At 61.8% G+C, this 15,728-nt stretch carries 14 protein-coding genes, 1 other RNA gene and 1 pseudogene; 7 read left to right on the top strand and 9 right to left on the bottom strand.

Translation table 11 applies throughout. The annotated features are described in order from the left end of the window. Window positions 1-46: 46 nt before the first annotated feature. Window positions 47-1,867, bottom strand: a complete 1,821-nt coding sequence (locus FF80_RS13030; protein WP_035101089.1) for an aminopeptidase P family protein — start codon at window positions 1,865-1,867, stop codon at window positions 47-49. Window positions 1,868-2,168: 301 nt separating this feature from the next. Between FF80_RS13030 and FF80_RS22345 the strand changes: the two genes are divergently transcribed. Continuing rightward, entirely contained in the window at window positions 2,169-2,300 is a 132-nt protein-coding gene (locus FF80_RS22345) for a hypothetical protein (protein WP_262166763.1), read from the top strand. Window positions 2,301-2,476: 176 nt separating this feature from the next. Here FF80_RS22345 and FF80_RS13025 read toward each other — a convergent pair whose 3' ends face one another. Then, window positions 2,477-3,361 (bottom strand): 50S ribosomal protein L11 methyltransferase, encoded by an 885-nt coding sequence (locus FF80_RS13025; RefSeq protein WP_052153530.1) that lies wholly within the window; start codon window positions 3,359-3,361, stop codon window positions 2,477-2,479. Window positions 3,362-3,464: 103 nt separating this feature from the next. On the opposite strand from FF80_RS13025, the pseudogene FF80_RS21420 reads away from it, so the two are divergent. Both FF80_RS21420 and FF80_RS13020 read left to right on the top strand, forming a co-directional pair. Continuing rightward, window positions 3,465-3,763 (top strand): annotated as a pseudogene (locus FF80_RS21420) (DUF5680 domain-containing protein). A gap of 13 nt (window positions 3,764-3,776) precedes the next feature. Continuing rightward, window positions 3,777-4,067 (top strand): putative quinol monooxygenase, encoded by a 291-nt coding sequence (locus tag FF80_RS13020; RefSeq protein ID WP_035101087.1) that lies wholly within the window; start codon window positions 3,777-3,779, stop codon window positions 4,065-4,067. Here FF80_RS13020 and FF80_RS13015 read toward each other — a convergent pair. Continuing rightward, the gene (locus FF80_RS13015; RefSeq protein ID WP_035101084.1) at window positions 4,064-4,381 is read right to left on the bottom strand and encodes a heavy metal-binding domain-containing protein; all 318 of its coding nucleotides are present in this window, start codon (window positions 4,379-4,381) and stop codon (window positions 4,064-4,066) included. The genes FF80_RS13020 and FF80_RS13015 overlap by 4 nt on opposite strands. Window positions 4,382-4,453: 72 nt before the next feature. Between FF80_RS13015 and FF80_RS13010 the strand changes: the two genes are divergently transcribed. Then, window positions 4,454-4,798 carry a MerR family transcriptional regulator gene (locus FF80_RS13010; RefSeq protein WP_035101355.1) on the top strand — a complete coding sequence of 115 codons (345 nt, stop codon included), beginning with the start codon at window positions 4,454-4,456 and terminating at the stop codon, window positions 4,796-4,798. Between the two features lie 21 nt (window positions 4,799-4,819). After that, a complete protein-coding gene (locus FF80_RS13005) occupies window positions 4,820-5,197 on the top strand; it encodes a carboxymuconolactone decarboxylase family protein (RefSeq protein WP_035101081.1) in 378 nt (125 codons plus the stop codon). Window positions 5,198-5,222: 25 nt separating this feature from the next. Here FF80_RS13005 and FF80_RS13000 read toward each other — a convergent pair whose 3' ends face one another. Then, a complete protein-coding gene (locus tag FF80_RS13000; protein ID WP_035101078.1) occupies window positions 5,223-7,562 on the bottom strand; it encodes a UvrD-helicase domain-containing protein in 2,340 nt (779 codons plus the stop codon). Window positions 7,563-7,767: 205 nt separating this feature from the next. Between FF80_RS13000 and FF80_RS12995 the strand changes: the two genes are divergently transcribed. Next, entirely contained in the window at window positions 7,768-9,951 is a 2,184-nt protein-coding gene (locus FF80_RS12995; protein ID WP_035101076.1) for an esterase-like activity of phytase family protein, read from the top strand. A 188-nt stretch (window positions 9,952-10,139) separates the two neighbouring features. After that, window positions 10,140-13,766, top strand: coding sequence for an AsmA family protein (locus FF80_RS12990; protein ID WP_035101073.1), 3,627 nt, complete (start codon window positions 10,140-10,142; stop codon window positions 13,764-13,766). Here the strand turns inward: FF80_RS12990 and FF80_RS12985 are convergent. The 5 genes from FF80_RS12985 to FF80_RS12970 all read right to left on the bottom strand — a co-directional run bounded on the left by FF80_RS12985 (window position 13,747) and on the right by FF80_RS12970 (window position 15,643). Further along, window positions 13,747-13,974: a ribbon-helix-helix domain-containing protein gene (locus FF80_RS12985; RefSeq protein ID WP_035101067.1), complete on the bottom strand. Its 228-nt coding sequence runs from the start codon at window positions 13,972-13,974 to the stop codon at window positions 13,747-13,749. The genes FF80_RS12990 and FF80_RS12985 overlap by 20 nt on opposite strands. Window positions 13,975-13,986: 12 nt before the next feature. Next, window positions 13,987-14,478: an SspB family protein gene (locus FF80_RS12980; protein WP_035101064.1), complete on the bottom strand. Its 492-nt coding sequence runs from the start codon at window positions 14,476-14,478 to the stop codon at window positions 13,987-13,989. Between the two features lie 111 nt (window positions 14,479-14,589). Further along, window positions 14,590-14,947: a transfer-messenger RNA gene (gene ssrA / locus FF80_RS21415) on the bottom strand. Between the two features lie 61 nt (window positions 14,948-15,008). Next, window positions 15,009-15,248 (bottom strand): YdeI/OmpD-associated family protein, encoded by a 240-nt coding sequence (locus FF80_RS12975; protein ID WP_035101061.1) that lies wholly within the window; start codon window positions 15,246-15,248, stop codon window positions 15,009-15,011. Beyond that, window positions 15,245-15,643 (bottom strand): RidA family protein, encoded by a 399-nt coding sequence (locus FF80_RS12970; RefSeq protein ID WP_035101059.1) that lies wholly within the window; start codon window positions 15,641-15,643, stop codon window positions 15,245-15,247. The genes FF80_RS12975 and FF80_RS12970 overlap by 4 nt, the downstream gene beginning before the upstream one ends. Window positions 15,644-15,728: the final 85 nt, after the last annotated feature.

The raw sequence follows: 15,728 nt of genomic DNA, 5'->3' as shown, positions 1-15,728 counted from the left end.
CCCTATCCACACATCCAGCGCTGGATAGCCTATCCCGATAGCCCCCTCAAATCGCCGCCGTCGCCGCCTTCAACCAATCCTTCACCGCGCCCGTCACCACTGGACCAATCTCCGCCCAAACCCGCTGGTGATAGCCATTGAGCCAGTCCCGCTCACCCGCGGTCAGCATCCCAACATCCATCAACCGCCTGTCGATCGGCGCCAGCGTCAGCGTCTCGAATTCCAGGAACCCCGTCTTGGGGCTCTCCACTACCACGATCAGGTTTTCGATGCGGATGCCGTATTCGCCGGTCTTGTAATAGCCCGGCTCATTGGAGATCACATTCCCCACCTCGAGCGGCAGCGTATAGCGCGGCGAAATCCCGATCGGGCCTTCATGCACGCCCAGATATGCCCCCACGCCGTGTCCGGTGCCGTGATTATAGGTCACCCCATCCTGCCACAGGAATTGCCGCGCCAGCACATCGAGCTGGGCGCCCGAGGTGCCCTTGGGAAAGCGCGCCATGGAAATGGCGATCATGCCCTTGAGTACGCGGGTGAAGCGGTCGCGCTGCTCGTCGGTCGCCGGGCCGGTCGCCATCGTCCGGGTAATGTCGGTGGTGCCCGACAGATATTGCGCCCCGCTATCCACCAGCATCAATTCGCCCGGCTTGAGCACCCGATCGGTCTTGTCGGTCACCCGGTAATGCACGATCGCGCCATTGCCGCCCGCGCCCGAAATGGTGTCGAAACTGGCATCCACGCAAGTCTCGTCCTCGCGGCGGAAGGCTTCGAGTGCCGTGACGATGCCGATTTCGGTCAACTCGCCCGATGGCGCCTTGTCGTCGAACCAGGCGAGAAACTTGGCCAGAGCCACGCCATCCAGCTTGTGCGCCTCGCGCATCCCTGCCAGTTCAGCTTCATTCTTGCGCGATTTGGGCAGCAGTACCGGATCGCGTTTCTCGATCAGCGCGGCGCCTGCACTCTTGAGCGTCGCGGCAATGGCCTCTGGCGCCGTCGCCGGATCGATCAGCACCGTCTTCTTGTCCTTGCCCAGCTTGGCGAGCGCCGTGGGCAGGTTCTTGCTGCTCACCACCTTGGCGACGCCATCGAGAGCCCTGGTCAGCTCCGGCGTGATCTTGGCCGGGTCGAGATAGAGCGAGGGCTCGCCCTTGCGTGGCACCAATGCAAAGCCTAGCACGAAGGGTGTGTTGGGCACGTCGCGCCCGCGAATGTTGAGCAGCCAGCAGATCGATTCCGGCAGTGTCAGCACAGCGGCATCGGCCCGGTCCTGGGCCAGGCTCGCCTGAATATCGGCAATCTTGTCCGCCGCCGTCTTGCCGGCGCGGTTATGGCCGAGCACTTCGATCGGGCTGACCGGCGCGCCAGGCCGGTCCTTCCAGATCGCGTCGATCAGATTGGGGCCGGGCATCAGCTTGGCGCGCTTGCCCAGCTTGGCCTGCAGGTCGCGGATTTCGGCGGGCGTATGCAGCCAGGGATCGTAGCGAATGGTGCCGCCCTTGGGCACATAATCGCCGATCTCGACCGGCAGCCCCCCTTGCAGCACTTCATGCACGCTCACCTTGGCCGTGTCGGTCTGCGCCGGCGCCTGCAAGGTATAGCGGCTATCGATGAACAGCCCCGCTTTCTTCTTACCCACCATGGCGATACCGGCCGAGCCGGTGAAGCCGGTGAGATAGGCCAGCCGCGCTTCGCTGGCCGGAACCGATTCGCCGCGATGGGCATCGGCCCGTGGCACCAGGAACCCGTCCACCCCTGCCTTGGCCATGGCCGCCCGCAAGGCCTTCAGGCGGGGCGCGACATTTTTGGGATCGGCCTTTTCCTCAAAGCTCTGGAAGATGGCTGGCGGAAAAGTCTGGTCTGTCATGGCGTCGTTCCTGTTCGGCTCATGCGACACCTTAAAGCAAGGTGCGAAAAGGTGGGAACCGGCTTTTCGCGTAAAACCTTGCGACAACAAGAAACCGAGCCGACGATTTGATTTTTCAAATTGCCGGCTCGGCCAGAGGCCGGCGCGCTGCGAAGTCTGAACGGCAAATTAACGTGGCAGTAACGGGGCTTGCGAAACTGACATGGCTGGCTTGCCGTTTGCCCCCTAACCAAAGCCAAGGGGAGGGACTAGATATCCTGCTGTCGATGGCAATAGATCATCGACATGCATGGAGACTGAGATGACCGAGAGCAAGAACGATTTCCGCAAGGCACTGGGAGCCGTTATCGACGCCCGTGGCCGCGAGTCGAGCCGTCAGGTCAGCTATCGCATGCAGCACCAGCTGATCGGCGCATTCACCAAGCGCCCGTAAGGCCGCTGCAGTTTACTGCTGACGATCTGATCGATCCCCGGACGCGAGTTCGGGGATTTTGCTTTTCCGGGCAGGATGATCGCTCTGCCCGCACCGGGCCAAAAGGTGACCGCCTATGCTAGCCGATTGCTAGCTCAAAGCCGGCCAGGGCGCCCCGGGATCGAATGTGAAGCTATTCACCGCATTTCCAGGATCAACGTGGTCCAATCCTTGCGCTGCAGCTTTTCGATCAGGATCATGCCCTGGCGCTGATAGGCATTGATCACGCCCCGCGCCTGGTGCTGCAAAATGCCTGACAGGATGATGGTCGCACCCCGCCCGGCCACCCGCCCCATGGCCGGCGCCAGCGCCGTCAAAGGCCCAGCCAGGATATTGGCGACGATCAGGTCATAGGGCGCATTGCCCGCAATGGTCGGATTGGTCAGCCCCGTCGCCTCGATGCCGATAATGAACTTGCCGACGCCATTTTGTTGAGCATTTTCAATGGTCGTCTTCACCGCAATAGGGTCGATATCGCTGGCAATGACCGGCAGCCGCAGCCGCTTGGCCAAGGCAATTGCCAGCACACCCGTACCGGTCCCCACGTCGAGCAAAACCCGCGGGCGGCGGCGCTTGAGCACCTTGTCGATGGCTTCGAGGCATCCCGTGGTCGTCTCATGGTGTCCCGTGCCAAAAGCCTGCGCCGCATCGATCCGCATTGGCGTCAGCCCGCCCGGAATGGGGCCGGTTTCGTGGCTGCCATAAACATAGAAGCCGCCCGCAATCACCGGGGCCAGACCTTCCAGCGATTTGGCCACCCAATTGATCTGCGGATCAATTGGCGAAACGGAAAAATCGACAGCGCCGCCAAGGGTTTGCCGGGCAAGTTCAGAAAATGATTCAAGATCGGGCGGACTATCGCACGTAGCCTCGAAGAACCATTCGCCCGTCTCTTCATTCTCATGCGCCGAGGCGGTCAGCGCCAGATCGTCCCGCTCCATCACGGCATCGACCAGGGCATAGGCCTGTTCCTTGGTGAGCGGGGCGGAGAGCTGGTCAACGGACATGGGCAGGGCTTTCATTTGATCGGCCCCTTGTTGCGGCAGCGCTCCAAACAAGTCAATGCGCCACGATTTCCTTGACGAATACCAAGCGTTCGTTCATGGTTTGTTCGGAGGCAGAAAAATGGATTTGATTGCGCTCAACGCCGCCATAGTGGCTGCAAAACAAGCCTGTTATGTCGGCGGAGGCGAAAAATCCGCGTCGAGCCGAGAGGGCTCGCATGATTTGGTATGGTCGCAAGGGCCGTGGCGCTATCGCGACAGCTATTTTGGTGGCACCGATTTCTGGGGGGCGGGCCTCACGGGGAACACGTGGATAAGTCCGAAGGCGCAGTCGGTCTGTTCTCCGGCGAGGAGGCCATTTATTGCGCTGGAACAAAGGCTTACGGGCTGCGTTATAGCGGCGGCCTGATCAAGCCTTAGGGGGAGAAGTGCAATGTATGGCCTGATCGGCAAAATGCTGGCATCGCCGGGCAGGCGCGAGGAATTGCTGGCCATCATGCTGGAGGGCAATGGCGCCATGCCCGGCTGCATCAGCTATGTGATCGCCCGCGATCCGGCGAGCGAGGACGGCATCTGGATCACCGAAGTGTGGGACAGCAAGGAAAGCCACGCCGCCTCGCTGCAACTGCCGCATGTGCAAGCGACCATTGCCAGGGCCAAGCCGATCATTGCCGGTTTCGGGGAGTATTTCGAAACCGAACCGTTGGGCGGGATCGGATTCTAGAGCCTGACAGCGGTGCCGGAAACCGACACCATCAGCATGGAGCCGCCCTGGCCGACGACTTCGTAATCGATGTCGACACCCACCACGGCATCGGCGCCCAGCCGCCTGGCTTCGGCTTCCAATTCGCTGAACGCTTCACGGCGGGCATCGCGCAGCGTTGATTCATAAGCGCCCGCGCGGCCGCCCACGATATCGCGAATACCGGCGAACAGGTCCTTGAAAATATTGGCGCCGACAATGACCTCGCCGGTAACGATACCCAGATATTCGCTGATCTGGCGGCCTTCCAGAGTGGGTGTGGTGCTGACGATCATCGCTCGGTTTACCTATTGACTTAGAGTGCGCTCGAAGTTGTAGCAGAGGTAAATCGAGACGAGAAGGCAGCTATGAAGATCAGCGAATTGGCAGAGCGGACAGGCCTTTCGGCCCACACGATCCGCTATTACGAGCGCATTGGATTGATGCCGCCGGCGCCGCGCAATGGTGCGACGCACCGGCAGTATGACGAGCGGGCGCTCAACTGGATCGAATTTCTTGGCCGGCTCAAAACCACCGGCATGCCGATCCGGCAGATGCTGCGCTATGCCGAATTGCGTGCCGCCGGGCCATCCTCAAATGCCGAACGCAAAGCCCTGCTCAGCGAGCATCGCGATGCGGTGCGACAGCATGTCGAGGAGCTGATCGCCTGTCTTGAAGTGCTCGGTGCCAAGATCGCCTCCTATGACGATTGATCAGAACTGAAAGGCACTGCCATGAATGAAGTATCCGAAAGCCGCTATGAGCGCGGCACGCGCAAGCTGGCTGAGATCGATGGCGAGGGCGGCCAAGCCGTGATCGCCTCGCTGGCCGATATCGCCCCGGATTTCGCCCGCTACATTGTCGAGTTTCCGTTTGGCGACATCTATTCGCGGCCGGGCCTCGATTTGCGGGCACGGGAGGTCGCGACCATTGCTGCGCTGACCGCAATGGGCAATGCGCGTCCGCAATTGAAGGTGCATATCCGGGCCGGGCTCAATGTCGGCCTGAGCCGCGACCAGATCGTTGAAACGATCATGCAAATGGCCGTCTATGCCGGTTTCCCGGCCGCACTCAACGGGCTATTTGCGGCCAAGGAAGTGTTCGCGGAGTAACCAGAGCGGGGTGGGGCGCGGGGCCTCACCCCTTCCTGATAAAGCTGTCCAGCACCTTCTTGCGGCCGGTTTGCTCGAAGTCGATGGTCAGTTTGTTGCCCTCGATCCCGGCAATTGCGCCATAGCCGAATTTGAGGTGGAAGACGCGTTCGCCAAAGCTGAAGGCGGATTTGTCGTTGCCCAGATCGACCGAGCGGGCGACCAGGTCCCCGTCAATCGTCATCGGGCCGCTGCCCTTGCGGCTGGCCTGCTGGGCACGGGCGCGCTGCCAGCCGGGGGTTTCATAGACGCTTTCGAACGGGTCGGCCTTGTTGAAGCGGCTGGTGGCGCCCCCGCCATAGCCATAGCCGCCATAGGAGGAGCCGGTATCGGTCACCTCGACGGCGTCGGCCGGCAATTCATCGAGAAAGCGCGAGGGAATGGCCGATTGCCACAGGCCATGGATGCGCCGGTTCTGGGCGGCAGAAATTCGCACGCGCTTGCGGCCACGGGTGATGCCGACATAGGCGAGGCGCCGCTCTTCTTCGAGCCCGGCGCGGCCGCTTTCATCCATCGAGCGCTGGCTGGGGAAGGTGCCTTCCTCCCAGCCGGGCAGGAAAACGGTGTTGAATTCCAGACCCTTGGCCCCGTGCAGGGTCATGATGGTGACGGCATCGCTCGCCTCGGTGCTGTCGCGGTCCATCACCAGGGCGATGTGTTCGAGAAAGCCGCCGAGGGTGTCGAACTCTTCCATCGAGCGGCTCAGTTCCTTGAGGTTTTCCTTGCGGCCCTCGGACTCCACCGACTTGTCGGCGCTGAGCATGTCGGTATAGCCGCTCTCCTCGAGGATCCGTTCGACCAGCTCGAACGGCTTGATGGTCTGGGCGTGGAACGTCCAGTCGTCGAACTGGGACACCAGGCTGCGCAAGGTCGTGCGCTGCTTGGGCTTGAGTTCCTCGGTATCGACCAGCATGCGGATGGCTGAAAGCAGGGGGACATTGGCCGCGCGGGCGGCACTGTGCAGCAGTTGAACCGTAGAATCGCCGAGGCCGCGCTTAGGGGTGTTGATGATGCGGTCTAGCGCCAGATCGTCGGCCGGCTGGGCGACAAGGCGCAGATAGGCGATGGCATCGCGGATTTCCTTGCGCTCGTAAAAGCGCGGGCCGCCGATGACGCGGTAATTCAGCCCCAGCGTGATGAAGCGCTCTTCGAATTCGCGCATCTGGAAGGAGGCGCGGACCAGGATAGCCATGGAATTGAGCGCTTCACCCGCCCGTTGATATTGCTCGATCTCCTCGCCGACGGTGCGGGCTTCCTCCTCGGAATCCCACAATTGGGTGACAGAAACCAGCTCGCCCTTTTCACCAACATCGGTCTGCAGCGTTTTTCCGAGGCGGCTTTCATTGAAGGCGATGAGATTGGAGGCGGCCTTGAGGATGTTGGAGGTCGAGCGGTAATTGCGCTCGAGCTTGATCACCTTGGCGCCGGGAAAGTCCTTTTCGAAGCGCAGGATATTGTCGACCTCGGCGCCGCGCCAGCCATAGATGGATTGGTCGTCGTCGCCGACCACGCAGATATTGGCCTCGCTGGCCGGTTTGCCCTGCGCGAGAAGCCGCAGCCAGAGATATTGGGCGACATTGCTGTCCTGGTATTCGTCTACCAGCATGTATTTGAATTTGCGGTGATATTCGGCCAGGACGTCGGGGTGTTCCTTGAACAGGCGAATGCATTCGAGCAGCAGGTCGCCGAAATCGGCGGCGTTGAGCACCTTCAGCCGCGCCTGGTAATCGGCATAGAGCTTGGCGCCGCGACCATTGGCATAGCCGCCGCTGTCGGCCGGCGAAACATCCTTGGGCAACAGGCCCTTGTTCTTCCAGGCATCCATCATGCCGGCGAATTGCTTGGCGGGCCAACGCTTCTCGTCGATATTCTCCACATCAAGCAACTGTTTGATGAGCCGGATCTGATCGTCCGTATCGAGGATGGTGAAGGTGCTGGTCAGACCCACGAGGCCAGCATGCTGGCGCAGGATACGGGCGCCGATGGAGTGGAATGTGCCCATCCAGGGCATTGCCTCGAGCCGGGGGACAAGTTTCTCGATCCGCTCCTTCATCTCGCGGGCGGCCTTGTTGGTGAAGGTCACCGACAGAATCTGGGAGGGCCAGGCACGATTGGTATTGATGATGTGGGCAATGCGCGTTGTCAGCACGCGCGTTTTGCCGGTGCCGGCGCCGGCGAGCACCAGCAACGGGCCATCAATGGTCTCCACGGCAAGCCGCTGTTCATCATTGAGGCCATCGAGATAGGCAGGGGTTTCCCGCCGGCCGAATTGGCTGGTGATCGACCCGGCAGGCGGGCGTTCGGTGTTGTGATTAGTGCCGGGCATCCAGAGCCTTTCCATCACGTCGCGCCGCGAGCTGGCTGCGCCGTGGGGGTATTGACGAATCTTCTTTTGTTCACGGTGCAATATAGGTGGCGCGGGCTCCGCTGTATAGAAGAACGCGGCGTCACAGCACCGTCATATCCCTGTCATCGAAGTTTTATGCGCGCGGCCTAGGGCAGTCCCCTGGACTTCAACAGGGGCTTGAACCATGTATTCCACGAAATTTCTTGCCGCACTCACGGCCGCCTTGCTGGCGACGACCGTTTCGGTCCATGCCGAACAAGTGTTCAATCGCATTGCTAGCTTTCCCGTCGCGCTGAACAATCCGGACGCCGAGGAAGGCACCGAGAATTCGGCCGAGATCATTACGGCCACCGAAGACGGTATGACGCTGGTCTATTCGAACGCCCTGCTGGGTGGCATCGGGTTTGTCGACATCACCGATCCGGCCGCGCCCAAGCCCGCTGGCTTTGTTGCACTCGATGGCGGCCCGACCTCTGTAACGGTCATTGGCGGCAAGGTCCTCGTGACTTCGGATACGAGCGAAGACTTCACCGCTCCCACCGGTTATCTGTCGGTCATCGACATTGCGACCAAGGCTATCGAGGTTACTTGTGATCTTGGGGGGCAGCCTGACGCCATTGCCAAGAATGCAGACGCATCGCTGGTGGCCATCTCGATGGAAAACCAGCGCGACGAAGACCTCAACGATGGTGAAATTCCGCAATTGCCGAGCGGTAACATCACGTTCTTCCCGGTGACCGATGGCACCGTCGATTGCGCCAGCATGCGGGTTACCGAACTGGCCGGCGTGGCAGATTTTGCCGGTGAGGATGCCGAGCCGGAATATACCGACTTCAACAGCGCCAACGAACTCGCGGTGACGCTGCAGGAAAACAATCATATTGTGATCCTCAACGGCGAGACCGGCGAGATCATCAGTGATTTCAGCGCCGGCACCGTCGATCTCGAAGGCATTGATGCCACCGAAGACGACCGTCTCAGCTTCACCGAGAGCCAGCCGGGCCGCAAGCGCGAACCCGATGCCCTGCAATGGCTGGATGACGATCGTATCGTCACTGCCAATGAAGGCGATTATGAAGGCGGTGCGCGCGGCTTCACCATCTTCAACAAAGACGGCACCGTTCTCTATGAAAGCGGCCCGTCGATGGAATATATCGCGGCCCAGCTCGGCCACTATCCAGAGGGGCGTTCGGACGCCAAGGGCGTTGAGCCCGAAGGCATGGAAGTGGGCACTTATGGCGACACCAGGTTCATTTTCGTGAACCAGGAACGTTCCTCGCTCGTGGCCGTCTACAAGGATACCGGCGGCGAGCCGGAATATTGGCAGTCACTCCCCTCGGGGGTCGGTCCAGAAGGTGCGCTGGCGATCCCGTCGCGCAATCTCTATGTGACCGCCAACGAAACCGACCTGTCGCCCGATGGGCTGGCCGGTTCCCATGTCATGATCTTCGAACTCAGCGAAAGCGAGCCGGCCTATCCACAGATCATGTCCGACCTCGACGCCGACGGTAAGCCGATTGGCTGGGCGGCACTTTCGGGCGCCGTGGGCGATGCCGAAAAGCCAGGCACCCTCTATGCCGTCAACGACAGCGCCTTCGCGGAAGCTGCGATCTACGAGATCGATGCGACCGCCAAGCCTGCCCGTATCATCAAGAAGACCATCATCACCCGCAACGGCGCTCCCGCCCAGAAGCTCGACCTTGAAGGCATTGCGCTGGATGGGGAAGGCGGCTTCTGGCTGGCTTCGGAGGGCTATACCGCCAAGCTGACGCCGCATGCGCTCTACCACGTGAACGCCGATGGCGAGATCGAGGACGAGGTCGCGTTCCCGGCCGAATTGCTGGCCAATGAAATCCGCTCGGGTTCGGAAGGCATCACCGCCATTGGCGAGGGTGACGACATGACCCTGTGGATCGCTATCCAGCGCGAGTGGAAGGATGATCCCAAGGGCCAGGTCAAGCTCGTCAGCTACAAGCCTTCAACCGAGGAATGGGGCGCTGTCGCCTACGCGCTGGAGGCCCCCTCGGAAGGCGCGTGGGTTGGCCTGTCGGAAATCACCGCCCATGGCGACTACGTCTATATCATCGAGCGTGACAACCAGATCGCCGGCAATGCGCAGCTCAAGGCACTCTATCGCGTGCCGGTCGCTGAACTTGTGGCTGCCGAGCTTGGCGGCGAACTGCCTGTCGTCACCAAGGAGCTGGTGCGCGACCTGGTTCCCGACCTCAAGAGCCTCAATGGCTATGTGGTCGACAAGGTTGAGAGCTTTGCCGTCGACGCCGACGGTGTGGGCTATGTCATCACCGACAATGACGGTGTCGATGACAGCTCGGGCGAGACCCTGTTCTGGTCGATCGGCAAGCTCTGATCGATAGAGACCAATTGACGGTGACGGCCGGGCCCAGCGCCCGGCCGTTTTTGCTTTGCCCGTCGCAAAGGCGTGATGGCACCTGCCTTTACCCCGACAATTTCATAGCGTGAATCAAGGCAATGGCGGGCTTGCTTAGGGGGCGCAAGTGCCTAAACTCTGCGCGCAAACCGGACCCATGCGTAACCGTGCTGAATCGCATCTATATCATCGTTGGCTTGCTGGCGATTTTCGTACTCGCCGGAGCGTTTATCGCGCCGCGCTTCATCCAATGGGGTGACTATCGCGAACGCATGGAAGAGCTTGCCGGCGGGGTGTTGGGCGCCAAGGTCATCATCCGCGGCGATATTGAGTTTTCCCTGCTGCCGCAGCCACGGCTGAACTTCACCGATGTGCTGGTGGGATCGGCTGACGAGCCCGCCGCGACCGTCGGCGCAGTCGAGGCCGAATTCTCCCTGATGGATTTTCTACGCGATCACTACAACATCACCCGGCTGGTGCTGCGCGAGCCGGTGGTGGATTTCACTATCGACGAAAGCGGTCTGTTTGGCAGCGGATTTGCTCCGAATGGCACGGGAACCGGGGTGGGATTGGCGCAGGCCAGCATTATCGACGCCACCGTTCGGCTGATGGATCGGCGGGTGCGCAAGACCTACGAGGCCAGCGAGGTCGATGGAGAACTCAAACTTTCCGGTCTTGCCGGGCCACTGCAATTTCAGGGCTCGGGCAGCTATGATGGCGGGCGCTACACGGCGCGGTTCAATTCGGCGCCGCTGGCCAGCGACGGATCGAGCCGGGTCACGGCTGCGGTCAGGCCGGAATCGGATGCATTTTCGTTTGCCGTCGAAGGGCTGCTGGCGGCGGGCATGGCGCCCAAATTCGACGGGACGATGACCTATCGGAAGCGCCCGCCAGTGGCGCAAAATGCGGACGAAATCCATGGCGATCTGGTGCTCGAAAGCCGAATCACGGCGTCGACCGATCGGGTGGTGCTGTCGGGCTATACTTTGCAGCCAGACGAAAATCGGGCCGGCACCAGGCTAACCGGCGCTGCCAGCATTCAATTGGGCACGCAGCAGAGTTTTGATGCGGTGATCTCGGGCGGCGTGTTCACGCTGCCGCCGCGCGATGCCAAGGAAGACGCCAATGCCCAGCCCTATGAGGCCGTCCGCCTGCTTGCTGAGCTTCCCGCGCCGCTCATTCCGCCCATTCCCGGCCGTATCGGGGTGGACCTGGCCGAAATCGGGCTGCGCGGTTTTGCCCTGCGCAATGTGCGCGTCGATGCCAGCACCGATGGCAAGGCCTGGCAGATCGAGCAATTCATCGCCGGTCTGCCGGGGGAAACCGAATTGCGCGCCAGCGGCACGCTGAGCGATGAAAATGGTTCGCCGGCATTTCGCGGACAGGCCTCGCTCGACAGCGGCAGGCTCGATGGTCTTGCTGCATTGTGGCGCAAGCCGCTGGAGAACAATCCGCTGTTCAACCAGCCGGGCAGGCTGGAGGGCCGCGTCATGCTGGGCGGCGACGCGTTCGGCCTGACCGACGGGCGGCTGACGCTGGATGAGCATGACCACGCGGTGGAACTGCGGCTGGGTTTTGGCGCAGAAAAGCGGCTCGATGTGGTGGGTCATTTCGACGACCTGGGCGCCAGCGGCAGCACGCTGATCGGCGCTCTGCTGCCCGATATGGGCGCCAGCCCCACTTTCGGTATCAGCTTTCCCATGGGCAGTTTTGCGCTCAGCGGCAACAGCGCTCAGCTGTTTGGGCTGGATGGTGCGGGTCTTGTCGCGGAGGGTATGTGGAGCGCCGGTGGGGTCGAGTTCACGCGGCTTGCCGCTGATGATCTGGGTGGCGTGGGCTTCGACGCCGCTGGCCAATTTACCGGCACGTTGACCGCGCCGCAGCTCGTGGGCAATGGCAATATCAAAATCGGCTCGGGCGATGCGCCAGCGCTTCTGGCGCTTTACGAGGGGCTGAAGACGCCGGCGGACTGGCGCAATTTCCTCGCGCTTTCCGTACCGGGCGACATTGCCTTTGATCTGGGCGCACCGGCGGGCGAGAACGGGCAGACGCTCACCCTGGATGGCACGCTTGGCGCCGCCAATCTCGATGCCCGCCTGCAGCTTGGCGGCGGCCTGGCGGCGGCTTTCAGCGCGCCACTGCGTGTTACTGCGATGCTGGAATCGACCGACACCGCCGGCTTGACGCGCCAGATCGGCCTGGGTGAAGCCGATCTGTTCGCCGGGCCGGGTTCCATGTTGGTGGCCATTGGCCTCGAAGGCACGCCGTCCACCAGTCTGAATGGCAGCATTACCACCAGCCTCGGCAGCGAGAGCGTCGGGTTTGCCGGTAATCTGGTGTTCGGCCCCAATGCCGAATTGCAAGGCACGGGGCAGCTCAATGTCGATCTGGCCGATGCCGGGGGGTTAGCGCAGATTGCCGGCGGCCGCGATCTCAGCCTGCCCATGGCCAAGGGTAGTGCCGACCTGCATTTCGAGGGTGAGCGGCTGGCGCGGCTGACCAATGTGCAGGGAACTTCCGGCGAAACCGGCTTTACCGGCGAGCTCTCCTTGTCCCGTACCAATAATGCGGCGGCAGTGGCAGGTAATTTCACCATTGAGGAGGTTTCCGTCGAAGGCCTTTCCACTGCCGTGTTCGGTTCCGCAGCGCTCGTTCCGGGCGATAGCATATGGCCCGAAGGGCCAATCGCCTCGGGGGATGCACCGCGCCAGACGCGGGGTTCGGTCAGCATTACTGCGCCGCTCGTCTCGGCTGGCGGCGTCGCAAGGATGACCGATGCCAGTTTTGAACTAAGCTGGGATGAGAGCCGCCTGCGCCTCGCTCGCTTCGAAGCTGGGCTGGGCGGCGGCAAGGCGACGCTCGATCTGTCTGTGTGCTGTGCCGGAGCGCTGCTGGACAAGACGGTCAGCGGCCGACTGACCCTGGCCGGTGTGCCGGTCAACTCCATTGCTTTTCCGGCCTTGGCGGCGATGGTGGGGGGCACGATCGAGGGCGGCGTGCGGTTCGAGGGCACCGGGGCAAGCCTGGCTTCGGTGTTTGGCGCCATGACCGGCGAAGGCAATTTCACGCTGACCAATCTGGCGGTGGATCAGCTTGATCCGCGCGTGTTCGGCGCTGTGTCGGGCCTCGATGATGTGCTCAATATGGAACCCGATGCTTTGGCCGGAATTATCGGCGTGGCCTTGCAACAGGGCCCGTTTACCGCGAGCCAGGCGACCGGTGCCTTCACCGTGGCCGGCGGCGTGGCGCGGCTGGCCAATTTCATCGTCGAAGGGCAGGGCGGCCGGTTGGCTGGCAATATCAATGTACAGCTTGCCACGCTTGGCCTCGAGGGTGGGTTTGCGCTGACCCCGCTTGGGTTCGACGATGCCAATGGGCTCATCTCGGCCGACACGGCGCGGATCGGGACCCAGCTATCGGGTAGTGTGCTGACGCCGGTGTCCACGCTCGATCTGGATACGCTGATCGCGGCCATTCAGGTGCGCGCCAATGAGCTGGAAGTGGAACGCCTGGAAGTCCTGCGCGCCGAGGATGCGGAGCGCCAGCGGGCGGCGGCCGAGGAGCGCAACCGGCTGATCGAGGAACAGCGCCAGCGTGCCGCCGCAGAAGCTGCCCGCCGGGCCGAGGAAGAAGCTGCGCGGCAGGCGGCGGAAGAGGCGCGGCGTCTCGAACTACAGCAATTGCAGCCGCAAACGCAGCCTCAACCCACACCGTCTCAGCCGCAGGGTCCGCTTGACCTGGGGCTGCCGGCACCGCCACCGGTCAACCAGCCGTTCACTCTGCCGCTGAACTAGCGGCCGCGCGGTCCTGATACCATTTGAGTGCGGCCAATCGCGCCGCCGAGGACAGGTTTGTCGTCTGGCGCGTTTCGTCGATGGATTTGATGAGACCGGCCATGGTCTGGCCGCGGCTGGCGGCGAGTTCGGCAAGCGCTGCCCAGAATTCGGGCTCAAGCGCGATGCTGGTGCGATGGCCGGCAATGGAGAGCGAGCGCTTTTCCATGCCCGGCTGGCGTTACGGCTTTTTGCGGAAGGCGTCGAGGCTCACGACCTTTTCGCCGGGCTTCTCGTCGTCGGCGGGGGTAGCCGGATCGGCCGCGTGTTCAAGGGCGTCGTCGGCATTGTCTTCCTGCCCGTCATCCCGCGCGGCCGTTGCCGGGTCGAATTGCAGGCCGAACTGCACGGAGGGGTCGAAGAACCCTTTGACTGCGGAGAACGGGATCACCAGCGTTTCGGGGATGCCGTCGAAGGACAGGCCAACCTCGAAGCCGGTTTCGTTGACCTTGAGGTCCCAATACTGGTTCTGGATGACGATTGTCATTTCCTTGTCGTACTGGCCGAGCAATTTTTCGCTCAGGCGCACGCCGGGGGCGCGGGTTACGAAGGAAATGAAGAAGTGATGGTCACCGGGCAGGCCGGTTTTGGCAACTTCGGCCAGAACCTTGCGCACGACGCCGCGCAGGGCTTCCTGGGCGAGAATGTCGTATCGCATGTGATCTTCGGCCATAATTACCCTTCTTGCGCCTTGGGGAGCGAATCCCGAATGGCCCATATCAGCCTCACGTTCCATGAGAATTCAAGGATAAAGGCGTCACGCTTGGGCGATTGGGACAATGTTAATGCAGGCTTCTGTTGCCAGGTGCCTGCGGACCCCGCCTGTCGCCCGGCTAGGAGCGGAGGACTTAATTTCCCAATGCTAGCACTGCTTACGCAGCGAGAGCGACTGGAGCCTTATGGTTGTCATTTGCAACTATAAGTTTTGGACCGATAACGGTGGTACCTCACCGAGCAAAAGCACACCCTTTACGCCCTCGTCGATCCTGTTTCGCCCCCATTGGCTGGCCCTTTGGCGGGCTAGATGGTGGAGGCGCCGGGTACTGCCCCCGGGTCCGAAAGGTTTATTACGATGACAGTTTATTGCCATAGCCCTTGCGGGCAATTCCTATATAGGCGCACCCGACCGGTGATGCAATCGTTCACCGACAGGGCGAATTGGTTAGCGGACTGTTAGCATCGAGGCGCGTACCGGCTAACACTTCACCCGTTCCACTGCATCCCCATATAAACGCCGCCGGATTCCAGTTCGTCGAGCATCTGCGCCAGATGCTTCTGCCTGGTTTGCTCGGTTTTGACCTTGTTGATCCAGAGCAGGTAATCATTGCGCTGATAGGGTGGGCGCGCGTCGTATTTTTCGCGCAGGCCGCGTTCGTCGAGCGCGGCGCTGACGAAGCCGGGCATGGTCTCGCGCGGACGCAGGGGACGCAGGACCGGGCTCATTTCAGCACCGCCTGAGCCTCGATCTCGATCAGGACATCGGGATTGGCGAGGGCGGCGACGCGGAAGCCGGTGACGGTGGGCGGGTTGGTTCTTTGGCCCCACACTTTCATCCATTCGCCGAAGGCGGCGTTGAGGTCGATGTTCTGCTGCATGATGATGGTGACCTTGACCAGGTCCTCAAGTTTGGCGCCGGCGGCGTCCAGCACCTTTTGCAGGTTGGCCAGCGCCTGCGCGGTCTGCTTGCCGACATCGCCCTTGCCGACGATCTGGCCATTGGCATCGACGCCGTTCTGGCCGCCGATCAACAGGATACGGGCGCCCGCCGGCAGGATGATGCCTTGCGAGAAAACCGGGCTCTTATACATGCCCTGGGGATTGATATGTTGGACGGCCATTGTAATTTCTCCTTGCGGTGCGGCCAACGAATAGCACCGGGTCCTGACAGCCTGTGTCAGTGCTTGATGCGGTATTCTATTACCA

Source organism: Devosia sp. LC5, assembly GCF_000735585.1.
In the GTDB taxonomy this organism is placed as follows: Bacteria; Pseudomonadota; Alphaproteobacteria; order Rhizobiales; family Devosiaceae; genus Devosia.
The sequence above is the reverse complement of the archived record's forward strand: the minus strand, read 5'-3'. Positions and strand labels throughout refer to the sequence as shown.